Source organism: Corynebacterium gottingense, from assembly GCF_003693265.1.
Classification (GTDB): domain Bacteria; phylum Actinomycetota; class Actinomycetes; order Mycobacteriales; family Mycobacteriaceae; genus Corynebacterium; species Corynebacterium gottingense.
The window spans coordinates 1-23,783 of the sequence record NZ_RDRE01000014.1 but is presented as its reverse complement, the minus strand read 5'-3'; the positions used below and the strand labels follow the sequence as shown (position 1 = coordinate 23,783).

At 66.9% G+C, this 23,783-nt stretch carries 22 protein-coding genes; 9 read left to right on the top strand and 13 right to left on the bottom strand.

What is annotated here, in order from left to right:
- Positions 1-7: 7 nt before the first annotated feature.
- Positions 8-856, top strand: a complete 849-nt coding sequence (locus tag EAW56_RS08815) for a polysaccharide deacetylase family protein (RefSeq protein ID WP_233125476.1) — start codon at positions 8-10, stop codon at positions 854-856.
- 58 nt (positions 857-914) lie between these two features.
- On the opposite strand, the gene EAW56_RS08810 is transcribed toward EAW56_RS08815, so the two are convergent.
- The 5 genes from EAW56_RS08810 to EAW56_RS08790 all read right to left on the bottom strand — a co-directional run bounded on the left by EAW56_RS08810 (position 915) and on the right by EAW56_RS08790 (position 5,877).
- Positions 915-2,564 (bottom strand): solute symporter family protein, encoded by a 1,650-nt coding sequence (locus EAW56_RS08810; protein ID WP_122086171.1) that lies wholly within the window; start codon positions 2,562-2,564, stop codon positions 915-917.
- A 3-nt stretch (positions 2,565-2,567) separates the two neighbouring features.
- Positions 2,568-2,846, bottom strand: coding sequence for a DUF485 domain-containing protein (locus tag EAW56_RS08805; RefSeq protein ID WP_122086170.1), 279 nt, complete (start codon positions 2,844-2,846; stop codon positions 2,568-2,570).
- A 385-nt stretch (positions 2,847-3,231) separates the two neighbouring features.
- Positions 3,232-4,068: an aldo/keto reductase gene (locus tag EAW56_RS08800; protein WP_095548535.1), complete on the bottom strand. Its 837-nt coding sequence runs from the start codon at positions 4,066-4,068 to the stop codon at positions 3,232-3,234.
- 13 nt (positions 4,069-4,081) lie between these two features.
- The gene (locus EAW56_RS08795) at positions 4,082-4,441 is read right to left on the bottom strand and encodes an FKBP-type peptidyl-prolyl cis-trans isomerase (protein ID WP_095277137.1); all 360 of its coding nucleotides are present in this window, start codon (positions 4,439-4,441) and stop codon (positions 4,082-4,084) included.
- A 122-nt stretch (positions 4,442-4,563) separates the two neighbouring features.
- Positions 4,564-5,877, bottom strand: coding sequence for a citrate synthase (locus tag EAW56_RS08790; protein WP_095555684.1), 1,314 nt, complete (start codon positions 5,875-5,877; stop codon positions 4,564-4,566).
- A 219-nt stretch (positions 5,878-6,096) separates the two neighbouring features.
- On the opposite strand from EAW56_RS08790, the gene serC reads away from it, so the two are divergent.
- The 3 genes from serC to EAW56_RS08775 all read left to right on the top strand — a co-directional run bounded on the left by serC (position 6,097) and on the right by EAW56_RS08775 (position 9,307).
- Positions 6,097-7,233, top strand: a complete 1,137-nt coding sequence (gene serC, locus EAW56_RS08785) for a phosphoserine transaminase (RefSeq protein ID WP_122086168.1) — start codon at positions 6,097-6,099, stop codon at positions 7,231-7,233.
- 97 nt (positions 7,234-7,330) lie between these two features.
- On the top strand, positions 7,331-8,392 hold the full coding sequence (gene sepH / locus EAW56_RS08780) for a septation protein SepH (protein WP_122086167.1): 1,062 nt from the start codon (positions 7,331-7,333) through the stop codon (positions 8,390-8,392).
- A gap of 60 nt (positions 8,393-8,452) precedes the next feature.
- On the top strand, positions 8,453-9,307 hold the full coding sequence (locus tag EAW56_RS08775; RefSeq protein ID WP_122086165.1) for a DUF6928 family protein: 855 nt from the start codon (positions 8,453-8,455) through the stop codon (positions 9,305-9,307).
- Here the strand turns inward: EAW56_RS08775 and EAW56_RS08770 are convergent.
- Together EAW56_RS08770 and EAW56_RS08765 are read right to left on the bottom strand one after the other, a co-directional pair.
- Positions 9,304-10,107 (bottom strand): TrmH family RNA methyltransferase, encoded by an 804-nt coding sequence (locus tag EAW56_RS08770; RefSeq protein WP_122086164.1) that lies wholly within the window; start codon positions 10,105-10,107, stop codon positions 9,304-9,306. The two genes, EAW56_RS08775 and EAW56_RS08770, sit on opposite strands and share 4 nt — an antisense overlap.
- 7 nt (positions 10,108-10,114) lie before the next feature.
- Entirely contained in the window at positions 10,115-11,566 is a 1,452-nt protein-coding gene (locus EAW56_RS08765) for an NCS2 family permease (RefSeq protein ID WP_122086162.1), read from the bottom strand.
- 157 nt (positions 11,567-11,723) lie between these two features.
- On the opposite strand from EAW56_RS08765, the gene EAW56_RS08760 reads away from it, so the two are divergent.
- The gene (locus EAW56_RS08760) at positions 11,724-12,410 is read left to right on the top strand and encodes a hypothetical protein (RefSeq protein ID WP_122086160.1); all 687 of its coding nucleotides are present in this window, start codon (positions 11,724-11,726) and stop codon (positions 12,408-12,410) included.
- Positions 12,411-12,420: 10 nt separating this feature from the next.
- Here EAW56_RS08760 and EAW56_RS08755 read toward each other — a convergent pair whose 3' ends face one another.
- Positions 12,421-13,125, bottom strand: coding sequence for a DUF3027 domain-containing protein (locus EAW56_RS08755; RefSeq protein ID WP_095277153.1), 705 nt, complete (start codon positions 13,123-13,125; stop codon positions 12,421-12,423).
- A 58-nt stretch (positions 13,126-13,183) separates the two neighbouring features.
- On the opposite strand from EAW56_RS08755, the gene EAW56_RS08750 reads away from it, so the two are divergent.
- Together EAW56_RS08750 and EAW56_RS08745 are read left to right on the top strand one after the other, a co-directional pair.
- The gene (locus tag EAW56_RS08750; RefSeq protein ID WP_122086188.1) at positions 13,184-14,026 is read left to right on the top strand and encodes a glutaminyl-peptide cyclotransferase; all 843 of its coding nucleotides are present in this window, start codon (positions 13,184-13,186) and stop codon (positions 14,024-14,026) included.
- A 23-nt stretch (positions 14,027-14,049) separates the two neighbouring features.
- The gene (locus EAW56_RS08745; protein WP_095277155.1) at positions 14,050-14,577 is read left to right on the top strand and encodes a DUF2771 domain-containing protein; all 528 of its coding nucleotides are present in this window, start codon (positions 14,050-14,052) and stop codon (positions 14,575-14,577) included.
- Positions 14,578-14,598: 21 nt separating this feature from the next.
- Here the strand turns inward: EAW56_RS08745 and EAW56_RS08740 are convergent, their stop codons facing one another.
- Entirely contained in the window at positions 14,599-14,982 is a 384-nt protein-coding gene (locus EAW56_RS08740; RefSeq protein WP_095277157.1) for a cold-shock protein, read from the bottom strand.
- Positions 14,983-15,266: 284 nt separating this feature from the next.
- Between EAW56_RS08740 and EAW56_RS08735 the strand changes: the two genes are divergently transcribed.
- Entirely contained in the window at positions 15,267-15,950 is a 684-nt protein-coding gene (locus EAW56_RS08735) for a resuscitation-promoting factor Rpf1 domain-containing protein (RefSeq protein ID WP_095535798.1), read from the top strand.
- Positions 15,951-16,034: 84 nt separating this feature from the next.
- On the opposite strand, the gene EAW56_RS08730 is transcribed toward EAW56_RS08735, so the two are convergent.
- Positions 16,035-16,229 (bottom strand): hypothetical protein, encoded by a 195-nt coding sequence (locus EAW56_RS08730; protein WP_095277162.1) that lies wholly within the window; start codon positions 16,227-16,229, stop codon positions 16,035-16,037.
- Between the two features lie 67 nt (positions 16,230-16,296).
- Here EAW56_RS08730 and EAW56_RS08725 point away from each other — a divergent pair, with 67 nt between their 5' ends.
- Positions 16,297-18,366: a helicase-associated domain-containing protein gene (locus EAW56_RS08725; protein WP_122086159.1), complete on the top strand. Its 2,070-nt coding sequence runs from the start codon at positions 16,297-16,299 to the stop codon at positions 18,364-18,366.
- A 4-nt stretch (positions 18,367-18,370) separates the two neighbouring features.
- On the opposite strand, the gene EAW56_RS08720 is transcribed toward EAW56_RS08725, so the two are convergent.
- The 3 genes from EAW56_RS08720 to EAW56_RS08710 form a co-directional block, all read right to left on the bottom strand.
- Positions 18,371-19,156 (bottom strand): fibronectin type III domain-containing protein, encoded by a 786-nt coding sequence (locus EAW56_RS08720; protein WP_147453270.1) that lies wholly within the window; start codon positions 19,154-19,156, stop codon positions 18,371-18,373.
- 133 nt (positions 19,157-19,289) lie between these two features.
- On the bottom strand, positions 19,290-22,118 hold the full coding sequence (locus tag EAW56_RS08715; protein WP_122086156.1) for an FAD-binding and (Fe-S)-binding domain-containing protein: 2,829 nt from the start codon (positions 22,116-22,118) through the stop codon (positions 19,290-19,292).
- Positions 22,119-22,272: 154 nt separating this feature from the next.
- Positions 22,273-23,783: (Fe-S)-binding protein (locus EAW56_RS08710; protein WP_122086154.1), on the bottom strand; the 1,511-nt coding region annotated here is incomplete at its 5' end.

The following is a 23,783-nucleotide window of genomic DNA, read 5'->3' as shown; positions in this document are numbered from 1 at the left end:
CTCTCGTGTGAATCGACGTACCGCGCTGCTGACTATCGCCTCCGGCCTGGCGCTCGCCGCCTGCGAGGCGGAGCGAAGCACGCGCCCCGTCCAGCGGACCTCGCGCTCTTCACAGCCGAGCCAGACGCAGACGAGTCAGCCACGGCCGAGCACGCCCGCCGCGCTGCGCTTCCCCTCCCCCGCCGCCTACGCGGACGCGCAGCCGACGCAGTTTGGCATGCACTTGCCGGGGATCACGGATTTTCTCCCCACCCAGCCCCCGCTGCGCACCCTCGCGCTCACCTTCGACGCGTGCGGTGGCGAGGTGGACCACGCGCTGGTGGATACTCTGCGCGAGCTCCGCGTCCCCGCCACCCTGTTCCTCGCCGGCCCGTGGATCCAGGCGCACCCGGACCTCACCCGCGAGTTGGCCAACGACCCCCTCTTCCAGCTGGAAAACCACGGGGCCCGCCACCTCCCGCTGAGCGTAAACGGCCAGCACGTCTACGGCATCCCGGGCACCGCAAGCCCCGCCGAGGCGATTCAGGAGGTCGCCGAGAACGCGGAGACGCTGCGCGCCTTCGGGGTCAACTCCACCTGGTTCCGGGCCGCCACCGCCCACTACGACGACATCGCGGTGCGCATCCTCGCCGACAGTGGCGCGCGTATCGCCGGGTTTGCCACCAACGGTGATTTCGGCGCCACCGCCTCCCCCGCCCAGGTCACGCAGCAGATCCGCCACGCTCCCGACGGCGCGATCGTCCTCATGCACATGAACCACCCGCAGTCGGGCACCGCCGCCGGCGTGCGCCAGGCCATCGAGGAGCTCCACGGCCAGGTCCGCTTCGTCCAGCTCGGCGAGGGCACCCCCGCTTAACGACGCCAACGCCGACCCAACTTCAACGTCAGGCCGGCGTCGCACGCGGTGAGTGTGGCTAGTGGTCGACCGGAGCCTCCACGCCCACACCGGTCAGGGAGCGGACTTCCATCTCCGCCTGCTTCTCCTCAAAGTTGTCCGGCTTGCCCATGAAGGTGCCAACGATGCCGGCGAGGAATCCGAGCGGGATGGACACGATGCCCGGGCTGGACAGCGGGAAGATGGCCCAGTCGGCGTTGGGGAACATCGCGGTCTCCGCGCCGGAGACTGCCGGGGACAGGAAGATCAGCACCAGGGCGGAGATGAGGCCGGTGTAGATGGACACGACCGCGCCGGTGGTGTTGAACCGCTTCCAATACAGGGAGAACAGGATGGTCGGCAGGTTTGCGGACGCCGCGATGGCGAACGCCAGGGAGACCAGGAACGCCACGTTCTGGGACATCGCCAGGATGCCCAGGACGATCGAAACGATGCCCAGGATCACCACGGTGATGCGGGAGACGCGGACCTGCTCGTCCTCGGTGGCCTCGCCGTCACGGATCACCGAGGCGTACACATCGTGCGCGATGGACGCGGAGGCGGTGATGGCCAGGCCGGAGACCACGGCGAGCACCGTTGCGAAGGCGACCGCGGAGATGAGCGCCATGAAGAAGGAGCCACCCAGCTCGAACGCCAGCAGCGGGGCCGCGGAGTTCGCGCCGCCGGGAGCGGCGAGGATGCGGTCCGGGCCGACCAGGGCTGCGGCTGCGTAGCCCAGCACCAGGGTGAACAGGTAGAACACACCGATGAGCACGATGGCCCAGGTCACGGACTTGCGCGCTTCCTTCGCGGTGGGCACGGTGTAGAAGCGCATCAGCACGTGGGGCAGGCCCGCGGTGCCGAGCACCAGGGTGACACCGAGCGAGATGAAGTCAATCTGCTGGGTCAGGGTCGCGCCGTACTTCAGGCCCGGCTTCATAATCTCTTCGGCTTCGTAGCCCTTCGACGCCAGGTAGTCGGAGGCGGCGTGGGCGCTGATCGCATCGTCGAAGAGCGTGTTCATGCCGCCGCGGATCTTGACAAACACCAGCACCGTCATCACGGCAACACCGGCGACGAGCAGCACGGCCTTAATCATCTGCACGTAGGTGGTACCCTTCATACCGCCGACGAGGACGTAGACGATCATGATCACGCCGACGATGCCCACGCAAATCGCCTGGGCGGAGTAGCTGTGCAGGTTCAGGAGGACCGAAACCAGCGAGCCCGCGCCCGCCATCTGGGCGATGAGGTAGAACAGCGACACGAACAGGGTGCCAAACGCCGCGGCGACGCGCACCGGCTTCTGGCGCAGGCGGAAGGACAGGACGTCCGCCATGGTGAAGCGGCCGACGTTGCGCAGCGGCTCTGCCACCAGCAGCAGGGCGACGAGCCACGCGACGAAGAAGCCGATGGAGTACAGGAAGCCGTCGTAGCCGCTCAGCGCGATGGAGCCCACAATCCCCAGGAAGGATGCGGCGGACAGGTAGTCGCCCGCAATGGCCAGGCCGTTCTGGGTACCGCTGAAGGAGGAACCGCCGGTGTAGAAGTCGGCGGACTCACTGGTCGTCTTACCAGCGCGGGTCACCACGAAGAGGGTGACGATGATGAAGATGGCAAAGACCGCAATGTTCAGCAGCGGGTTGCCGGCGCCTTCCGCCTCTGGCGCCGCGAGGATGTATTCCTGCATGTGTTAGCCCTCCATGATCTCTCGGATGTGAGCCGCGCGCGGCTCCAGGTTCTTGTTCGCCCACTTCACGTACACCCAGGTGATGAGGAACGTGGTGAAGAACTGTGCCAGGCCGAGCCACAGCCCGACGTTAAGCCCGAGGAAGGGCGTGGCCATTGCCTCCGGCATCAGCGTCGCCACGACGACGAAGACGAGGAACCAGAGGAAGAACGCCACCGATACGGGGAACGTAAATCCGCGGAACGTCTTGCGGAGGTCTTGGAATTCGGGACTGCGCTGCATAGCCACAAATTCGTCGGGGGTGGGTTCCCGACGTTGTGGGATGGAAGTCGATCCAGTCACGGCTTCTATCCTTTCTTGTCTTTTACAAGTTCACGAGTGCTCTGTTTGCAATGTCTGCAGAGGCGGACCAGCACGGCTTGCAGTATCATGATGTGCCACCTTCAACTCGACACTCTGGATGTTACCTACCCCACACGCGGGCCATGCATGATTAACAGATAACGTTTTCACACAAACGTGATCCCAATATCCAAAACATGCTTTTAGCAGGAAAAACCAATGATCATACGACTACCCCCGTACAGCGCCCCTCCCCCGCCAAAACGCGCAGCAAAAAGGGCCTACCCGCCATCGGGTAGACCCTCCGTGTGCGCTGAGTGGACTACTACTCCACGTCTCCGGGGAACGTCAGCGGATCGCCGGACATGCGCTCACCCTGCACGCCGTCGAGGGCGGCCACGTCGGCGTCGTCAAGCTTGACGCTCAGCGCACCGAGGTTTTCCTCCAAGCGTGCGGGGTTCGCCGTCTTCGGCACGACGGACACGCCCATCTGCAGCAGGTACGCCAGCACGACCTGGGCGGGCGTCACGCCATGCTTGTCCGCAACACCGGCGATGGCGGGATCGTCGAAGTTCTTCCCGCGCGCCAGCGGAGCCCACGCCTCGGTGACGATGCCGTGCTTGGCGTGATACTCGCGCAGCTCCGGCTGGGTGAACCCGGCGTGCAGCTCGACCTGGTTGAGCACCGGCGTGACACCGGTGGCCTTTGTGATTTCGTCCAGGACCTCCGGGTAGAAGTTGGCCACGCCGACGGACTGTAGCTGGCCCATCCCCTGGAGGTGCACCAGCTCCTCAAAGGCCGACACGTAGAGCCCCTTCTGCGGCCACGGCCAGTGGACCAGGTAGAGGTCGATGAACTCGAGGTCCAGACGCTTGAGCGACTCCTGGTATGCGGCCGCGACGCGGTCCTGGTCGTCGTTCCACAGCTTGGTGGTCACGAACAGGTCCTCGCGGGTGACATCACCGGCCGAGATGGCGTCGTTGAGCGCCTTGCCCACGGCCTCCTCGTTGCCGTAGAAGGAGGCGGTGTCGATGTGACGGTAGCCGAGCTCGATGGCGCGGCGGATGACCTTGTTCACGTCCTCGTCGGAAAGCTTGTAGGTGCCCAGGCCGAGGAGCGGGAAATCGTAGCCGTCGTTGAGCGTGGTGACTGGGATGCGCATGCGTGGTCCTCTCTTAGCGGACGTCGATCAAGTCGATGACAAAGACGAGGGTACGCCCAGCGAGCGGGCTGGGGGCACCCGCAGGACCGTAGCCCTTCTCCGGCGGGACGATCAGCTCGCGGCGGCCGCCGACCTTCATGCCGGGGATGCCCTCCTGCCAGCCTTCAATCAGGCCGCTGAGCCAGAACTCTGCCACGCTACCGCGGTCCCACGAGGAGTCGAACTCCTCGCCAGACTCGTAGAACACGCCGAGGTAGTGCACCTTGACGTAGCCGCCTGGCACCGCTTCAGCGCCGTCACCGACAACGAGGTCATTGATGACCAGGTCTTTCGGCGCCGGCTCGTTCGGAACAGTGATGGTCGGCTTTTCCATGTATGTGAATTCTCCTTGAAGAAACAATCGTGAAAACGCGAAACCGCCGAGAACGGTTTTCCCCGAAGTATAAGGGAAATCTCATTCTCGACGGTTATCCGCGCCTGCTACCTGCGGTTTTCCTATCGCTGGTCGCGCGGGATGAAGTCGCGCTGCTGGTAGCCGGTGTAGATCTGGCGCGGGCGGTTGATCTTGGTGTTCATCTCCAGCTGCTCGCGGTACTGCGCGATCCAGCCCGGGAGGCGGCCGATGGCGAAGAGGACCGTAAAGAAGTCGGTGGGGAAGCCCATCGCACGGTAGATCAGGCCGGTGTAGAAGTCCACGTTCGGGTAGAGCTTGCGGGAGACGAAGTAATCGTCCTTCAGGGCGATCTCCTCGAGCTTCATCGCCAGGTCAAGCAGCTCGTCGCCGCCCAGGTGCTCGAGCACCTCGTGCGCGGTGTCTTTGACGATCGCGGCGCGCGGGTCGTAGTTCTTGTACACGCGGTGGCCGAAGCCCATCAGGCGGACGCCCTTTTCCTTGTTCTTCACGCGGTTCATGAAGTCGGTGGCGTCGCCGTCGTGGTTCGTCTTGATGTCCTCGAGCATCTCCAGCACCGCCTGGTTTGCGCCGCCGTGCAGCGGGCCAGCCAGCGCGTTGATGCCGCCGGCAATGGAGACGAACATGTTCGCCTGCGCGGAGCCGATCATGCGGACGGTGGAGGTGGAGCAGTTCTGCTCGTGGTCAGCGTGCAGGATCAGCAACTTGTCCAGCGCCTTGACCAGGACCGGGTCGACCTCGTACGGCTCGGTCGGGTAACCAAACATCATGCGCAGGAAGTTCTCGCGCGCGTTGAGCGAGTTATCCGGGTACATGTACGGCTTGCCCTGCGATGCGCGGTAAGCGTACGCAGCCAGCATCGGCACCTTTGCCATCAGGCGCACGGTGGCCTTGTCCAGCTGCTCCTCGTCCAACGGGTCGAGCTGGTCCTGGTAGTACGCGGAGAGGATGTTCACCGAGGAAGCCAGCACGGCCATCGGGTGCGCGTTGCGCGGGAAGACGTTGAACGCCGCCTTAAAGTCCTCATCCAGCAGCGTGTGGTGGCGAATCTCGGTGTTGAACTTCTCCAGCTCATCCGTGGTCGGCAGCTCGCCGCGGATCAGCAGGTAGGAGACCTCGTTGAAGCTGGCGTTGTTGGCCAGGTCCGCAATGTCGTAACCGCGGTAGCGCAGAATGCCAGCGTCACCGTCAATGTAGGTGATCTTGGACTCGGTGGAACCTGTGGAAACGTAGCCCGGGTCGAAGGTCACCAGGCCGGTCTCGCCCAGCATCTTGCCAAGGACAACGCCGTCGTTGCCCTCGGAAGCCTTCATGATGTCCATCTCGTACTCGCCACCCGGGTAGTGGAGTACCGCCTTCTCGTTGTTCTCAGTAGCCACAGTGTGCCTTTCCACGATTGATCGCGTTGTTCGGCGCAAGCCGAAGAATTACCTCCGCCATCCTAGCAAAGTTTGTGATCCGTATGACAAGTAGCCGTGAGCAGCCCGTCCGCCACACAGCCCACAACAGCAATCGCAAGAATCTGTGAAACTAAACTGTTCCACCCCCGTTTTGTCATGCATTATATTATGCATTGCACTGCAAGTTTCCCGGCTCCAAACGAGGAAAGACGCCACATGAGCACCTACCCCACCCTCCCCTCCAACCTGATCCCCACCGACGGTCGCTTCGGGTGCGGTCCGTCCAAGGTCCGCCCGGCGCAGCTCGAAGCGATCGCCCGCGGCGCAGACGTGATCGGTACCTCCCACCGCCAGCCGGCGGTGAAGAACCTGGTGGGCGAGGTCCGCGAGGGGCTCGCCGCGCTCTTCGACCTGCCGGACGGCTACGAGGTCGTCCTCTCTCTCGGCGGCGCCACCGCCTTCTGGGATGCCGCAACCTTCGGCGTGATCAAGCAGCGGTCCGCGCACCTGACTTTCGGCGAGTTCTCCTCCAAGTTTGCCAAGGCCGCTGCGAAGGCGCCCTGGCTCGACGAGCCGCGGCTCGTTCAGGCCGACCCCGGATCCGCCCCGAGCCCCGCCGAGTTCAACGGCCTCGACAGCGAGGACGCCGACGTCGTCGCCTGGGCCCACAACGAGACGTCGACAGGCGCCATGGTGCCCGTTACCCGCCCCGACACCGACGCGCTCGTGCTTATCGACGCCACCTCGGGCGCCGGGGGACTCCCCGTTTCCATGCAGGACGCGGACATCTATTACTTCTCCCCGCAGAAGTGCTTCGCCTCCGACGGCGGCCTGTGGCTGGCGGCGATGAGCCCCGCCGCCCTCGACCGCATCGCCGAGGTCAAAGCGTCCAACCGCTTCATTCCCGCATTCCTGGACCTGCAGACCGCAGTGGACAACTCACGCAAGAACCAGACCTACAACACCCCCGCCGTCGCCACGCTGCTCATGCTGGCGGAGCAGGTGTCGTGGATGAACGCGAACGGCGGCCTGGACGGCATGGTCGAGCGCACCTCCGCAAATGCACAAGCGCTCTACGGCTGGGCCGACGCACACGAGCTAGCCGCCCCCTTTGTCCAGGACCCCGCGCAGCGCTCCCTGGTCGTGGGCACGATCGACTTTGATGCGCGCGTCGACGCCGCCGAGCTGGCCAAGGCGCTGCGCGCCAACGGCATCCTGGACACCGAGCCCTACCGCAAGCTGGGCCGGAACCAGCTGCGCATCGGTATGTTCCCGGCGATTGAGTCGCAGGACGTGCGCACGCTCACGCAGGCGATCGATTGGTTGCTCGGCCAGGGCGTCGGCCAAAAGTAACGACAACCCGAGGGCCAGCACAAACGCCCCGTGTCTACCGCAGCGCCCCGGCGGGGTGCGCTAGGCTGGGGTGAACTGACCGGGCGAAGGGAGATCCATGCGCGAGCTGCACCTGATGGCAGATGAATCGACGGCGAAGTTTTTTGTGCTTCGTGACGCAGACGGCGTGAGCTTCCAGATCGCCCGCTCCGAGTTTGACAGCGTCTACAGTGCCGACAGCGCCCCCGATGTCGCCGACACGCCCGCGTCCGGCAGCACCATCCACCCGCTCCACCCGGCGCCGACCGAGGCCGAGGACGCGCCCGCAGAAGCACCGGAGCCGCAGGAGGCGCCAGAGCCCTCTGAACCCTCAGAGCCCTCAGTACCCGACGACACCCCGGAGTACAGCGCCTTGAGCCAGATGGCCAAGCAGCGCCCCCTGCCGGAGCCGGACCCGCTCCTGTCCACTCCCCTTTCCCTCCCGCCGAAGGAAATCCAGGCGCGCATCCGCGCCGGCGCGACGGCCGCCGAGCTGGCGCAGGAGATGGGCGTGGCGGAAAGCCGCGTCGACCCCTACGCCCACCCCGTCATGCTGGAGCGCGCGCAGATCGCGGAGGCCGCCAAGCAATCGCACCCGGTTCGCAACGACGGCCCCGCGAAGCTCTCCCTATTTGAGATCCTTGCCACCGCGTTCGCCGCCCGCGGCCACTCGCTGAGCGAGGCGGAGTGGGACGCCACCCGCCAGCCGGGCGACGCGTGGGTCGTGCACCTGCGCTGGCGCGCCGGCCTGACAGAGAACGAGGCGCAGTGGACGCTGCAACGCTCGATGGGCGCGACCGCGTCGACCGAGGCGCGCAACGGCGTCGCGGCGGATCTCACGGACCCCAACTTTGTGCAGCCGGTGCGCTCGCTCACCGCGGTGAGCGCGGACGACGGCGAAGCACCGGAAGAGCTCAACGCGCCGGAAGCCAACGAGGCCGACGGCGAAACCGGCGCGCCGGCCGATCCCACTGCACCCACCACGCCCACCGCGCCAACAGAGTCCGCAGTGACCGAGGGCGATTTCCTGCAGCACCCGGAGAGCCAGGCCCCGCAGAAGCGGCGCCGCAAAGCAGTGACCCCGCACTGGGAAGACGTCCTACTCGGGGTCCGTACAAATACCAAGCGCCCAAAGAAGTAGCGGGCGAACACGCCGAGCAAAGGCCGCGCAGCGGACGCCACATTCCTTAAACTAAGTGACATGTCATACCCTGCCATTGTGACCGTGTGGTTTGTCAGCACCGACGCCCCCGCTGCCGTGCTGCGCTCCGAGCCGAAGGCCGACCGCGGCTTCGGCCGCAAACTGCTCAGCCAGATCAACCCCGCCTGGCCGATCACCCCGATCGGCGAGTTCCCCCTCAACCGCTCCTCCACCCCGGGGCCGGACGAGTTCTACATCGCGGGCTACCCGGGCGTCGCCGTCGTGCAGACCTTCGTGGAATCGATGGACACCGTGACCGACGCCTCCGAGGTCACCGCCCACCTCCGCGAGGCGCTGCCGGCGACGGACACCTACGTGTTCGCGCAGGGCACGGACTCGGACTACGCCGGATTTGCCCACTACACGGGCACGCAGGTACGCCGCGCGCTGGCCGCGACCCGCGAGGTAGTGCTCGAGGACGTCGGCCTGCCCGACCCGTTCGAGGCCCCCTACTGGGCGGGCGAGAAAGCGGAGCAGCTGGGAGGGATCACGCTCCCCTTCGAGCCGTCGGACCTTACCGATGCGGCGCAGGAGGCCTGGCTGGGTGTCCCCGTCAGCCCGGAGGGGCCGGACGTGCACGTGGTGGGCTACGCCATCGACGGCCGCCCGGAGCCGAAGATCGGCCCGGCGAAGCCGCGGACCAAGTCGGTCAATGAGGTCGCCGCCCGCTTCGCAGATACGGAGAAGGACTACGACGACTACGAGGTCGAAGCCCCGGATGAGGACGGGCACGAGTTTGCGCAGCTTGCCGACGCCTCCCTCGCCGCTACCAAGCGCATCGGCCGCGGCCTCTCGCGCCGCCTCAAGCGGCTGGCGGCGCAGATCCAGGACCGCATCCGGCACTCGGACCGCTAGGACCGGGAGCGCTGCGCCTCGTAGAACGCAATCGCGGCTGACGTCGCCACGTTCAGCGAGTCGGTTCCCGGCGCCATGGGGATCTTCGCGCGTACGTCGGTCGCGGCCATGGCGTGGCGCGTCAGGCCCGGGCCCTCCCCACCGACGAGGAAGGCGATCTTGTCGTGATCTTCCACGGCCTCGCGCAGCAGCACTGCGTCGTCGGCCGGCGTGAGCGAAACGAGCCACCATCCGTCGTCCTTGAGCTCTTGCAGGGAGCGCTGCCAGGTCGTGGTCGTGCCCTCGAGGTGCGCAAACGGGGTGCGCAGGACGTGGCCCATGGAGACGCGCACGCTGCGGCGATACAGCGGGTCGGCGGTCGCCGCGCCGAACAGGACGCCGTCCACGCCCATGCCCGCCGCGTTGCGGAAGATCGAGCCGATGTTTTCGTGGTCGCCCACGCCCTCCAGGATGACAAGCGTGCGCGCGCCGTCGAGGACCTCGGCGACGCTGCGCTCGGGCGCCTTGTCCGCGGAGGCGAGCAGGCCGCGGTGCATGTCGTAGCCGGCGACCTCGCCCATGATCTTCCGGGTGATCTCGTAGACCGGGATCTCGCGGCGCTCGAGCTCCTCGCCGTAGTCCTGAAGGAAGGATTCGAGCCGGCCGCCGAAGCCGTAGATGGCGCGGACCGGGAAGCGGGACTCCACGAGACGGCCCGCGACGAGCGGGCCTTCGGCGAAGACCAGCCCTTTCTCCTTATCGGAGTGTTTGAGGTCGCGGATGTCGTCGAGTCGGGGGTCCTGGGGGTCGTCGATAAGCATGAATCTCCTAGCTTAGTGCGGCGAGCAGCGGGCCCTGCGCGAAGTAGACCACGAATAGGGCCGAGATGAGCCACATGATCCAGTGGATCTGCTTGTGCTTGCCGGTGAACACGGCCATCACGGTGAACGCGATGAAGCCGACGCCGATGCCGTTGGCAATGGAGTAGGTCAGCGGCATGACGACGATGGTGAGAAACGCCGGGAAGGCGACGTCGAAGCGGGTCCAGTCAATGCTGCCCACCTGCATCATCATCAGGGCGCCCACGACGACGAGGACCGGTGCTGCGGCCTCGATGGGCACCATCTCATACAGCGGGGTGAAGAACATGGCGGCGAGGAAGAGCACGCCGGTGACCACGTTGGCCAGGCCGGTGCGCGCGCCGTCGGCGATGCCCGCGGAGGAGTCGACGAAGACGGTGTTGGAGGACGAGGAGGCGGCGCCGCCGAGCACCGCGCCGAAGCCCTCGACAACCAGGGCGCGCTTCATGTCGGGCAGGTTGCCGTGCTCGTCGGTCACCTCGGCCTGGCGGCCGAGCGCCGTCATGGTGCCCATCGCGTCGAAGAAGTTGGCGAGGACCAGGGTGAACACCAGCAGCGAGGCGGCGATGACGCCCAGGTGCACGAACGCGCCCGCCAGGTCGATGTTGCCCACGAGTGACAGGTCGGGGACGCCTCCGAGCGAGCTGGGCAGCTCCGGCACGGCGAGCGACCAGCCGTGCGGATCATCCGCGGAGGAACCGGCGCCGGCGAAGTGCTCCACGATCAGGGAGATGATGGTGGTGATGACGATCCCGATGAACAGTCCGCCAGGCACGTTGCGTGCGACCATGAAGCCGCAGATGATCAGGCCGATCACAAAGACGAAGGTGGGCCAGGAGGCGATGGAGCCGCTAAAGCCCAGCTGGACCGGCACGGTGGTCATTGCCGCATCGGGCACGCGGCGGACAAAGCCTGCGTCCACGAGGCCGATCATGGCGATGAACATGCCGATGCCCACGCTCATGGCCACCTTCATGGAGTCCGGAATCGCGTCAAACACTGCGGTGCGGAAGCCGGAGATGGCGAGCAGGACGATGATAATGCCGTCGATAACCACCAGGCCCATGGCCTCCGGCCAGGTCAGCCCCTGCTGCCCCACGAGCGTGACGGCCACGAGCGTGTTCAGGCCGAGGCCGGTGGCGATGCCGAAGGGGTACTTGGCAATCACGCCGAAGAGAATGCTCATCACGCCCGCGGCGAGCGCGGTCACGGCGGCGACCTGCGGGATTCCCAGCACCACGCCGTCGCGGTCCGCGCTGGTGCCCAGGATCAGCGGGTTGAGCAGCACGATGTAGGCCATTGCGAAGAAGGTCACTACGCCGGCGCGGATCTCCGTGCCGACGGTGGAGCCGCGTTCGTTGATGTGAAAGAATCGGTCAAGCCCGCCCTGCGGCGAGGCGTTTGAGGTGACGGTACTCACGTCGGATGTTCTCCCCTATCCCTTTCAGGATGATTGAATTATGAATGGCACGGCCTGGATACATACAGCCGTTTCCGTGACATAGACTGTCACTTTTCTTGGCATTTTTACAAATACGACCATTGCAACCACTGCCCCACCCACGGAAAGGCCCGCGGTGCACTCATTCACCTTCGTCGTGCAAGAGGGGGCGGTTGTCGACGCCGCCGCGTACACCTCCGAGCTGCGCCACCTCGGCGTTTCCACCGCCGAGATACATCGGCTCCGCCTCCGCTTGAGCCTGGTCGACGGTACGCGCCGCGCGGTCCTCGTGGTCGAGGGCAGCTCGGCCTCCCTCGAGCTTCGCCCGCTGGCCCCTATGCCGCTGGAGATCGCGGTCGCCGCCCAGCCGGTGCGCGACGAGCGCACCACCCCCGCCTTTGTCGGCCCGGACCTGGGGTGGCAGCGGCTCGAACTCGCTCAGGCGGGCGCCGACGAGGGCCTGCTTGTCGACGCCACGGGGCGGGTCGTCTCCGCCATCATGAACCCCCTCCTCCTGCTCAGGCACGGGGCCGCGTACGTATCGAGCCACGAGCACACCTCCGCCTCGATCGCGCTCGACGGCGTGGTGGACATCCTCGCTGGACAGGGCGTCGAGGTGCGCCACCTCGACGGCGGCTTCGTCCGCTCGGACCTGCTCACCAGCGAGGTGTGGGTGGTCGACCCGCTGTGCGGCGCGCGCCTGGTCACGTCGTGGCTGGAGTACGGGACGCGGCGCCCGGCGCGCCGCTGGGTGGAGCGCCGCGAAGTGCCGACGCACCGCGAGGTCAACGAGCTGCGCCGCGGGCGGGCGACACCGCTCTAGGCACGCCGCGCTAGAGCCCGACCGATTCCACCGTCGTATCGGCGTGGGCGCCGCACCCGTAGGACGCGGCGACGACGTGACCGTCAGCCGAGTACTCGTTGGTGCACACGCCGAAGTTGTCGCCGACCGGCTCGCCCATCGGGACGTAGAACGCGCAGCTGCGGCAGTGCAGCGCTGCCTTCTCTGCAAACTCGCTGTTCGGGCCGTAGTCGCCGGTGCGCCAGCGCTTCTCCGCGTCGCTGAGCCCCTTTTCGGTGAGGTAGTGCTTCGTTTCCCGCCCCGGGAACGTGACGGCGTGGCGGGAGAAGGAGTCTTCGGTGAGGCGATCGTCGTCAGGCGCGATCTCGATGATGTCGCCCGGGCCGAGGTCGCCGGGGCGCAGCCGCTCGGAGTACGGCACCCAGTCGGGCGCTTCGAGCGCGCCGGCAGCGGGCATGAGCGCGAGCTCGTTGATGGTCACCCAGTCGGAGCCCGTGGCGCAGGCGACGACGACGTTCCATTCCCAGCCGGGGTACCCGGGGACCTGCGCGGCAAACCGATGCGTCGCGACGTTGTGGCTCAACCCGCCCACGCCGATGTGCTCACCGATTTCCTCGGGCTGCGCGATCTCTTCGAGCGCTTCGCGCGCGGTGTCGATCGCGTTGGCGCTGAGCAGTGGCGTGGCCGCGTCGGGCCGCTTGCGGGAGCGTTTGTTGGAATGTGACACGCTCACCATTATGCGCGACACCGGGCGCACGAGTACAGCGGGTGTGCAGGTGGTGCAAGATAGGGGCATGATCTTCACTCGCCGCGCAGCCGCAGTAGCCGCTGCCTCCCTTGCCGTCTGCGCATCCCTGACCGCGTGCGACGGCGACACCGTGCCCGACGCCCTGCCCGACACCGTGCCCGACACAGTGCCAAATGCTGCCCCCGAGCGCCTGCGCGCGGTCGTGCAGGAGCGCTACGATTTCGACCCCACCAGCTTTACCCAGGGCCTGGAGGTGGACCAGGACGGCTCGCTGCTGGTGGGCACCGGGCAGGAGGGCGAGTCCCGCATCTACCGGCGCTCGCTCGACGGCGCCGAGTCGCAGTCGGTGGACCTGGACCCGGAGCTGTTCGGCGAGGGCATCACCCGCGTGGGCGATGCGCTCTGGCAGCTCACCTGGCAGGACAACACCGCCATCCGCCGCGACGCCTCCACGCTGGAAGAGACGGGTCGCGTCTCCTACGAGGGCGAGGGCTGGGGCCTGTGCAACCGGGGCGAGGAGCTCATCTTCTCCGACGGCTCGGCGGAGCTGCGCCGCATGGATCCGGATTCGCTTGAGGAGCGCGAGCGGTTCCGCGTCACCTCCGACGGCGCCCCCGTCACCGGGCTCAATGAGCTCGAGTGCGTGGGCGACGACATCTACGCCAACGTGTTTACCACCACGGATATTGTGCGCATCGACGCCAACTCGGGCGAGGTCACAGCGCTTATCGACGCCTCCGCGCTCCCCAACCACGCCTCCCCCGACCCGAACAACGTACTCAACGGCATCGCACACCTGCCGGGCACGGACGAATTCCTGCTGGCCGGCAAGCGCTGGCCGGACCTATACCGGGTCACCTTCGAACCGGCCGACGGCCAGTCCGGCTAGCGCGCCCGGTTAGACTGGCGCGCATGGCATCTACGGCAAAACAGTCCGGAGCGGCGTCGGGTGGCGGCGCGCTGAAGCAGATCGCGGTCATCGCCGTGCTCGTGATTGTGCTGGTCGGGGGTATCTACGCGTTCCTGGAGTGGCAGCGCTCCGCGCCGTCGACACCGGTGCGTGACGTCCGCGTGCAGGTCGCCGCGGGGGACAATTCGCAGGAGCTGGCGCCGTACACGGTCTGCCCGCTGGATGAGCAGTGCGACGGCGGCGAGCCGCCCGCGCTTGAGCTGGGCGACGCGACCGAGCTGCGATTCAACGTGCCGGAAGAGATCTCCAGCTCCGGGTGGCGCCTGCTCACCATCTACGACGACCCCGCGGCGAACAACGAGCAAGTGTTTCAGTCGAACGAGTCCAACGAGCAGACCGTGCAGGCGGTGACGGAGTCGGGAGCGCGGCTCGTGGTTGCGGAGGTCTCGGCGCTGGAAATAGATCGTGGCGAGGACGGGGAAGAAATCCCTGTCCTCGCCACGTGGTCGGTTGGTGTGGGTGACGCGTAGGCGTCGATAAGCAATGCCCCGCTACGCGTCGAGCTCGCGGGCCACGGCGCGCAGGATGTCCGCCACCTGGCGGGATTCTTTGCGGTCCGGGTAGCGGCCGTTGGTCAGCGCCGGCTGGACCTCGGTCTCAATCATGGTCATCACGTCCGCGAGCATGCTTCCCAGCTGCTCCGGGGTGTGCTTGTGCACGGGGCGGCGCTTCGGCGTCTCCAGTACCTTCACCCGTAGCGCCTGCGGGCCCTTGCGCCCGGCCGCGAAATCGAACTCGATGCGCTGGCCGGGGACGAGCTCCTCGACGCCGTCGGGAAGCACGGACTTGCCAATAAAGACGTCCTCTTCACCCGGGTTGGATGCGAAGCCGAAGCCCTTGTCGGCGTCGAACCACTTCACCTTTCCGATAGGCATAATGCATCTTCCTTTACTCGTATCGTGCCCGTAAGGGCGTTCCCTTCACCTTAACGAAAGAGGTGATCGTACCCATCCACCTCCTCCCGCTTCCAAACCGCACCACTGTGGCGTAACTCACTGAATATTTCTGCAACGCCGTGAGCAGCGATTTCGGGTCCGCTTTCGTCGACGCTACGCCTCACCGACACCCGTTTCGTGCCCATTGCGTGACTCAATCGTTATAAACCGCTAGGCTGACCCGCAACGCTAGACAGGCAGTACCAAGAGAGGATTTTTCACCTATGGGTCGCCACTCCAAGCAGACCACTTCCCCGGCCAAGAAGGCCCTCGCAGGCACCGCAGCGGCAGCAGCCCTCGCAGGTGCCGGCGCGCTTGCTCCGCAGGCATCCGCCGCTCCCGACTCCGACTGGGACCGTCTCGCAGGCTGCGAGGCCGGCGGCAACTGGCACATCAACACCGGCAACGGCTACTACGGTGGCCTGCAGTTCAACTACGGCACCTGGCAGGCGTACGGCGGCGGCGAGTTTGCCCCGACCGCAGACCAGGCCACCCGCGAGCAGCAGATCATCGTCGCCGAGCGCACCCTGGCGCAGCAGGGCTGGGGCGCATGGCCCGCTTGCTCCGCCAGCCTCGGCCTGAACTCCGCGCCGACCAACCGCGACGCGCAGGCAGCCCAGCCAGCTCCGGCCCCCGAGCCGGCTCCGGCGCCCGCACCGGCCGCCCCGGCTGAGCAGGCTCCGGTCCAGGAGGACACCACTCTGGCCGTCGACGAGCTGTACTCCCAGGTTGTCACCACGCTGAACAACGCCGGCCTCGGCGTCCCGGCGCAGGTCCACAGCACCTACGCTGCGAACCGCCACGACTACAACGCGTTCTACAAGGCGAACCAGCCGCTGATCGACGCCGTCTTCAACGGCAACATCAACGGCATCATCGCCCAGGTGCAGGCACAGGCACTGCGCTAAACGGCGGCTGTGCAGCGCACAGCAAAGCGCCTCCGCGGATCCCTGTTGGGAACCGGGGAGGCGCTTTTTCGTGCCGCGGGCGCGCTAGCGGTTGATGCGCGTGGTCGGGTGCACGTAACCGGTTTCCTCAGCCGGCATCGGCAGCACGAGCTCGTTGCCGAAGGGGCTGGAAGCGCCGGCGATCTTCGAGGAAATCTCCGTCACGGGGTGACCATTACCTGGGGTGTGCTCAGGCCACGCCGGGTTTGCGCGACCGATCTTCTCTACATCTTTAGCCATGCCCCTTATTCTGTCACGTCCGTGGTCAAAACGCACGCAAAGTCACCCACTAAGCTTGTACCCCGACATGACTGACTTCGCCGACGCGCTCAACCAGCTCACCCCCGACGCCCTACGCCGCCTCATCGCCCTGCGCCCGGACGCGTTCTTCCCGCCTCCGTCCTCGCTGGCGTCGCTGGCCACGCGCCTCACGCAGCCCGCCTCCACTGCCCGTGCGCTGCGCGCGCTCAACGCCGCAGACCTCGCCACGTTGCAATCGCTTGTCGACGCCGGTGCCGAGCTCTCCCCCATCGACCCCGTCCCCTTCGGCGACACGACCCGGCTGCGCGACGCAGCGCTCGTCTACGACGGCGGCGCTGCTGGCTCCGGCGAGCTGGTGCGCGTGGCCCCCGGCGCCGTCGCTCCCCTGCCCCAGGCCTGGCGCGTCGCCGACCGCCCTCCGGCCGACCTGGACGCAAAGCTCGCGGCCCTCGATGCGCGCCAGCGCAAAGTGATCGAGTCGCTGGCCGCAGGCGGCGGCATCGGCTTGTCCAAGGCCGCCGCGCCGGACGCCGACCCCACTACTCCCGCCGCCCGCCTCGTCGCGGACGGACTCCTGGTCCGCATGGACGCGCACTCCGTCCGTCTCCCCGAGCCTGTCCTCCTCGCCTTCCGCGGGCGCACCCCGCGCGTCCACCCGCTTACCGCCCCGCCGGAGCCAGAGGCAGACCAGACGACCGTAGACCGCGACGCCACCGCCGCGGGCCTGGAAGCCGTGCGACAGGCGCGCCAGCTGCTCACCCGCCTGCTGCGCACACCCGCGCCGCTGAACAAGGACGGCTCCGTGGGCGTGCGCACCCTCGCTGCGCTGACCAAGGAGCTCGGGTTCGACCCCGGCCTCACCATCACCGTCGGCGAGGCCGCCGGCCTCATCGGGCGCGGCCCGGTCGACGACTCCCGCACCGGCGCGGACGACACGAACGCGCTCGCGGCCACCAAGGACGCGTTGAGCTGGCTCGACGCGCCGATCTCGGACCAGTGGGCGATCCTCCTCGCCGGCTGGCTCGCCTCCCCGTGGCGTCTTGACCAGGGCCGCCTGCTCAGCACCGAGTCGCGCCAGCCGGACCTGCGGCGCACCCGCGAGGTCGTCGCTCGCCACGGCGGCGACATGGAGCAGCTCCTCTTCCACGCCCCGCTCGATACCGCGGGGCTGCGCCCGGAATTCGTCGCTCAGCTCGCCGAAGAGGCGCGCACATTCGGCGCCCTCGCCCCCACCCCGTCCACGCCGCTGCGGGTTCTGCTCGCGCGCGGCGACGTCGCCGCGGCCACCCGCGAGCTGGTCCCCGCGGAAATCGACGCCGTCATCGCCCAGGCGGACCTCACCATCCTCGCGCCTGGCCCCCTCCCGCCGGCGATGGCGTCCATGCTCGAATCCTTCGCCCAGCTCGAGTCACCCGGCCTGGCCAGCGTTTGGCGCGTCAGCGACGCCTCCGTGCGCCGCGCCCTCGACGCCGGACGTACCGCCGAGGAGCTCAAGGCATGGCTCGAGGCCCACGCCCGCGGAGAGGTTCCGCAGGGGTTGGGCTTTTTGCTTGACGACGTCGCGCGCACCCACGGTGCCGTCCGCGCAGGCTCCGCGCTGAGCTACCTGCGCAGCGAGGACCCGGCTGCGCTCGCGGCCGCCGCGCAGCACGCGCCGCTGCGCATCCTCGCCCCCACCGTCGCCGTCTCCCAGCTCCCGCTGCCGCAGCTGATCGCCCGGCTTCGCGACGCCGGCCTGCAACCGGCCGCCGAAGACGCCGACGGCGCCACCATCGACCTCGCCCCGGAACCGGCGCTGGTGCGCGCGACACCTGCAACGTTGGCGCGCGACTACCAGATCGACGAGGGCCGCGTGGAGCAGCTCGTCGGGGCGCTGACTGCGGGGGCGAAGGTGGCGTCGACAAGCGACAAGGAGGCCCCCGCAGAGGTGCTGCGCGCTGCGGCGCGCGGCCGGCGCCACGTGCGCGTGACCTATTTCTCCGGTGCCGGCGAGCAGCGCCAACTCGCGGCGCTGCCGCTCTCGGTGCGGGAGGGGCGGGCCGACCTGCTCGACGAGGCGACCGACAAGGTCGTCCGCCTCCCCATCGCGCGCGTGGCCGGAGTAGAGCTGGCCTAACCCCTTACGGGAGCAGGTTGTCCAGGTTCACGCCCGGGATCAGGCCCTGCTGCGCGGCCCAGGCACCGCCACCCAGGATTGCGAGCAGGCCGGCCAGCACGCCCAGCGCGATGGCCAGGGTGTTGTCGGAGGAGCCGCCCTCCTGCGGGTCCTGATCGCCCTTGCCCTGATCAGCCTGGCCTGCATCGTCGGCAGCGCGGGTCAGGGTGAACTCGTCGACGCGGTCGCCGGTGTTGTACGCAAACGTGGAAACCTTCAGACCCTCCGGGGTGACCTCAACGTTGGTGTAGTTGGGCACCTCCTGCTGGTTCCACAGCGCGGTGTAATCGCGGATGGTCTTTTCCTTGACCGTCTGGTCGAAGTTTTCCTTGGTGTCCTCGTCGCGCTCGCCCGTCTTGAAGTCGAAGAACTGGTAGTACTTCGAATTGAACACCGGCTCGACCTCGGGGTCCTTGAGCTTGCCCTCGGTCAGGGAGACGACGGAGTCCTTAGAGGTAGCGGCCACGACCTCACCCTTGGCCACGTCGGTGCCCTCCGGCGCGAACTGCACAGACTGGCCGGTGATCCCCTTCTGGGTCACCCAGTTGAGCATGGCCTCGTTCTCGTTGCCGCCCACCTGCAGGATCACGCCCTCCGGAGTCTTCTCCGGCAGCGTGAACGGGCTGTGGAAATTGTCGGCGATGTACTCGTTGGTCACCTCGCGCTGCTCAGCGGAAGCGGCGGGGACGAGGATGCCAGAGACAGTAACAGCTGCGGCGGTGGCGAGTGCGAGCGAACGGGAACGCATCACGGTGAAGCTCCTTCAATGCGGGGTTTCAGATGACTGACAGTCAGCCATTGAGGTTGACGCACTCTAAATTAAGGCAGCTCCCAGACCACGGCCACCGGTATGGTGTGGCCCCGGTCACAGTGGCGTCGATAAGCTAACGGCTCACGCGCTCCAGCAGCTCGAGGACGTGGTGGTAATCCTCGCCCGTCGCGCTGGTCAGGCCAAGCTCGCAGGTGCGGTTCGACGACGCGTGGTGCCGCGCGCCGAGCTGCTCCACCTCGCGGGCCTCGCGCTTGGTGGCCGACTCGGTCAGCTCCGGGTGCAGCATGCCGCGGTCGCCCGCGTAGCCGCAGCAGTTCCAGTCCGCGGGCACATGCACGTGCTCCGCCGCGTGCTCCGCAACTGCCACCAGCTGCTCGTTGATGCCCAGGTGCGTCGAGGAACAGGTGGGGTGCAGCGTCACCGAATCCAGCTTGCTGGACACATCGAGCTTGTCGACGACATGCTGCCCCACAAACTCGATCGCGTCGATGACAGTGATGCCGACCTTCTCCGCCATGCCCTGGAAGCCCTGCGTACACGACGACGCGTCCACGACCACGGGGAGCCGGCCGCCGTCGGTCGCTGCCATGAGCGCTTCCTGGGCGCGTTGCTCCATCACGTCGTGTCCCTTGGCCATGCCCTTGGAGGACCACGGGGTGCCGCAGCACAGCGCGTCGATCTCCTCCGGGACGATGAGCGCCAGCCCGGCGCGTTCCACCAGGCGAGCGAACGCCTCCGAGGCGCCCACGCCGTCGCCCTGCGGGCCGAACATGGAGTTCACGCAGGCCGGGACGAAGACGCCAACCGGCTCCGCAAACTTGCTGCCAATGCGCTCGCCGAACGCCTTCGAGCGGGTCCGGCCGCCCTTGGACAGCTCGGGACGGTACTCGGGAACGGTGTCCTCGCCGACCAGCGCGCGGGCGACGTCCGTCACCTTCTGCACCAGGCCGGTCGGCATGTAGTGCGCGCCGGTCAGCGCGACGGAGGCCACCTTGTTCGCCGGCGCCCATGCCTTCGCGGCCGCGGCCCAGCCCTCGTTCTCCAGCTTCGTGGCCTGCTCGCGGCGCAGGGACTTGATGAACTTGCCGGTGTCAATGCCCACCGGGCAGGCGGTGACGCACATCGAGTCCACCGCGCACGTGTCAATGCCCTGGTACTGGTAGGCCTTGTCCAGCTCTTGGACGGTGTCCATGTCGCCGTCGAGGAGCGCCTGCGCGCGGGCCCGGCGCACGACGATGCGCTGGCGCGGAGTCATGGTCAGGTCGCGCGACGGGCACACCGGCTCGCAGTAGCCACACTCGACGCAGCTGTCGATGGCGTCTTCGACCGTGGCGGACAGCTTCATGTTGTGGAGGTGCTCCTCCGGGTCATCGGTGATGATGACGCCCGGGTTCATCGTGTTGTGCGGGTCGACCGCGCGCTTAAGCTGCACCATGACGTCGTAGACCTCGTCGCCGTACTGGCGGCGCACGAAGGGCGCCATCACGCGTCCGGTGCCGTGCTCGGCCTTCAGGTTGCCGTCCGCGCCCAGGATCAGGTCCACGAGTGCGTCGTTAAAGCCGTTGTAGCGGGTGAGGTTCTCCTCGCCCTCGAAACGGTCGGTGATAAGGAAGTGGATGTTGCCGTCCTTGGCGTGTCCAAAAATCACCGCATCGTCGTAGCCGTACTGGTCGAACATGACCTGCAAGCCCGAGCACGTATCCGCCAGGTCCCCGACCGGAACGACGACATCCTCCAGCAGCGCGGTCGTACCCGACGGGCGGGCCTCGGCCACCTGGGCGTACAGGCCCTTGCGGAATGCCCAGGCCTTCGCCGCTGCCGCCGCGTCTGTTGAGAACACTGCCGGGTTCTGCAGATCCAGGTTGCGCAGAATCTCTGCGCCCTCCTTTTCGCGGGCGATGAGCTCTTCCTCATTATCAGCGTGGTACTCAATCAGCAGCGCGGCCTGACCGTCCACGTCGAAGCCGGTAATCTCCTGCGGCACGGATGCGAAGCTGCGGCCCACCTCGATGGAGTGCGAGTCCATCAACTCCAGCGTCGCCGCCTTGGAAGCGAAGAGGTCAGGCAGGCTGCGCGTTGCCGCATCAATGCTCTTAAACACCGCCACCGACGTCGTCTTCACCTTCGGCACCGGCACCGTGCGCAGCACCGCCTCCGCGATAAAGGCCAGGGTGCCCTCGGAGCCAATGAGCAGGTGCTCGAAGACCTTGATCGGGTCCTCAAAGTCCAAAAAGGCGTTCACTGCGTAGCCCATGGTGTTCTTCAGCGAGAAGTGGCGCTCAATCTTTGCCACCGATTCCGGGTTCTCGCGCACACGCTTCTGCAGGCGCACGATCGTGTCGAACAGCTCCGGTTCCTGCGCACGGAACTGGTTGTTCGCGTCTGCGTCCGCGGTGTTGATCACCGTGCCCGACGGCAGCACGAAGGTCATGGACTCCAGCGTGCGGTAGGTGTTGAACTCGGTGCCGCAGGCCATGCCCGCGGAGTTGTTCGCGATCACGCCGCCCAGGGTGGCCGCGCTTTCCGACGCCGGGTCCGGCCCCAACTTACGGCCGTAGAGGTTCAGGCGCGCGTTGACGGATCGCACCGTCGCGCCCGGTTGCACGCGCACGCGGTTACCGTGGTCGAGGACTTCGACGTCGCGGAAGTGCTTGCGCACGTCGACAAGCAGGCCCTTGCCTCCGCCCTGGCCCGACAGCGAAGTACCGCCCGAGCGCAGCACCACCGGGGTGCCCGAGGCGCGCCCGGCGCGGAATACGGCGGCGACGTCGAACGCATCGCGGGCCTCCACCACTGCATCCGGCGTGTACAGGAAGTGGGAGGCGTCGTGCGCGTACTTAATGCGATCCACAAGTTCGGTGTGGACGGTCTCGTCAGTGCCGAGTTCGCGGTGCAGGGTGTCGGTGAGGTGCGCGCTGGGGGCGTGAATCGTAGCAGTCATGCACGCAATTTTACGCCGAGTGGCGGGCAAAGATTTAATGTTAAAACATACCGAACGTCACGCTACCTTCCGATAGTGGTGTACACCATATGAACGTCGGAGGCTTATGATGTTCGGAGACTGCGCCCCAGCCCGCGCTGATAGCCTGCGCAGGCTAGCGCGTGGCTCGCTCCAGCAGTTCCAGCACGTGCACGTACGGCTCGCCCGTGGCCTGCGTCATGCCGAGCTCGCACGTGCGATTCGACGACGCGTGGTACCGCGAGTCCAGCTCCGCCACCGTTGTCGCCTCCGCTTTCGTCGCCGACGCCGTCAGTTCCGGGTGCAGCATCCCGCGATCGCCTGCGTACCCGCAGCACCCCCAGTCCACCGGGATGTGCACGTCCTCGGCTGCGGCCTCTGCAACGGCGCGCAGATCATCAATAGTGCCCATGTGCGCAGTCGAGCACGTCGGGTGCAGGGTCACCGAGTCAAGTTTCGCGCGCACCTCGAGCGAGTCCAGCGCCTCGCGGGCGATGAAGGTCACGGCGTCGAGCACCTCGATGCCAGCCTCGGCGGCGAGTTCCGCCACGCCGTGCGCGCACGATGACGCGTCCACCACAACCGGCAGGCGCCCGCCATCGGTGGTGCGCAGCAGGGATTCGCGTACCCGCTCGCCCATGACCCCGAGTCCCTGGGACATGCCTTTCGACGCCCACGGAGTCCCGCAGCACAGCCCATCCACATGTTCGGGGACGAGCAGTGACAGCCCCGCCCGCTCCGCCAAACGCACAAACGCGGCGGTCGCGCCAAGCCCTTCCCGCTCCGGACCGAACATGGCGTTCACGCACGCTGGAAAGAACACGGCAGTGGGCTTGGCATACATGTCGCCAACCACGGGGCCCAATGCGTGTCGACGCCCACCTCCCCGCCCCAGCTGCTTCTGGTAGCCCGGCACGAGCTCAGTACTCATCAGGCCGCGGGCCACATCCGTGACCTTCTGCACCAACCCCGCGGGCAGAAAGTACGCGCCGGTCAGCGCCTTCGATGCGGTCGCCGTGACGGTGTCCCACTGCTTCGCTGCAGCTTTCCACCCCGCCTGCGCGACCTTTCCGTTGCGCTGTTCGCGCAGAGACTTCACAAACTTGCCGGTATCAATGCCCACCGGGCACGCACTTACGCACATGGAATCCGCAGCACACGTCTGCTCGCCCTCGTACACGTAGGCCTTATCCAGTTCGCGCACGGTGTCCAAGTCGCCGTCGGCAAGCGCCTTGGCCCTCGCCCTGCGCACCACGATGCGCTGGCGCGGCGTCATGGTCACATCCCGCGACGGGCAGACGGGCTCGCAAAACCCGCACTCCACACAGCGATCCACTGCTTCTTCCACGGTGGGGTTGAGCTTCATATTGTGCAGGTGTTCCTCCGGATCCTCGGAGATGATCACGCCCGGGTTCATCGTGCCGCGAGGATCCACCGCGCGCTTGAGCGCAACCATCACCTCGTACAGCTCGTCGCCGAACTGTTGGCGCACGAACGGCGCCATCACACGCCCCGTGCCATGCTCCGCTTTGAGGTTGCCGTGGCGGCCGATGATCAAACGGGCCAAATCATCGTTGAACCCGTTGTAGCGGGTGAGGTTCTCTTCCCCCTCAAAGCGGTCCGTAATGAGGAAGTGGATGTTGCCGT

Excerpts from the sequence above, each read along its gene's own strand:
- EAW56_RS08810 (WP_122086171.1), bottom strand. The coding sequence starts at position 2,564 with ATGCAGGAATACATCCTCGCGGCGCCAGAGGCGGAAGGCGCCGGCAAC.
- EAW56_RS08805 (WP_122086170.1), bottom strand. The coding sequence starts at position 2,846 with ATGCAGCGCAGTCCCGAATTCCAAGACCTCCGCAAGACGTTCCGCGGA.
- EAW56_RS08800 (WP_095548535.1), bottom strand. The coding sequence starts at position 4,068 with ATGCGCATCCCAGTCACCACGCTCAACGACGGCTACGATTTCCCGCTC.
- EAW56_RS08795 (WP_095277137.1), bottom strand. The coding sequence starts at position 4,441 with ATGGAAAAGCCGACCATCACTGTTCCGAACGAGCCGGCGCCGAAAGAC.
- serC (WP_122086168.1), top strand. The coding sequence starts at position 6,097 with ATGAGCACCTACCCCACCCTCCCCTCCAACCTGATCCCCACCGACGGT.
- sepH (WP_122086167.1), top strand. The coding sequence starts at position 7,331 with ATGCGCGAGCTGCACCTGATGGCAGATGAATCGACGGCGAAGTTTTTT.
- EAW56_RS08775 (WP_122086165.1), top strand. The coding sequence starts at position 8,453 with ATGTCATACCCTGCCATTGTGACCGTGTGGTTTGTCAGCACCGACGCC.
- EAW56_RS08770 (WP_122086164.1), bottom strand. The coding sequence starts at position 10,107 with ATGCTTATCGACGACCCCCAGGACCCCCGACTCGACGACATCCGCGAC.
- EAW56_RS08755 (WP_095277153.1), bottom strand. The coding sequence starts at position 13,125 with ATGGTGAGCGTGTCACATTCCAACAAACGCTCCCGCAAGCGGCCCGAC.
- EAW56_RS08750 (WP_122086188.1), top strand. The coding sequence starts at position 13,184 with ATGATCTTCACTCGCCGCGCAGCCGCAGTAGCCGCTGCCTCCCTTGCC.
- EAW56_RS08745 (WP_095277155.1), top strand. The coding sequence starts at position 14,050 with ATGGCATCTACGGCAAAACAGTCCGGAGCGGCGTCGGGTGGCGGCGCG.
- EAW56_RS08740 (WP_095277157.1), bottom strand. The coding sequence starts at position 14,982 with ATGCCTATCGGAAAGGTGAAGTGGTTCGACGCCGACAAGGGCTTCGGC.
- EAW56_RS08735 (WP_095535798.1), top strand. The coding sequence starts at position 15,267 with ATGGGTCGCCACTCCAAGCAGACCACTTCCCCGGCCAAGAAGGCCCTC.
- EAW56_RS08730 (WP_095277162.1), bottom strand. The coding sequence starts at position 16,229 with ATGGCTAAAGATGTAGAGAAGATCGGTCGCGCAAACCCGGCGTGGCCT.
- EAW56_RS08725 (WP_122086159.1), top strand. The coding sequence starts at position 16,297 with ATGACTGACTTCGCCGACGCGCTCAACCAGCTCACCCCCGACGCCCTA.
- EAW56_RS08715 (WP_122086156.1), bottom strand. The coding sequence starts at position 22,118 with ATGACTGCTACGATTCACGCCCCCAGCGCGCACCTCACCGACACCCTG.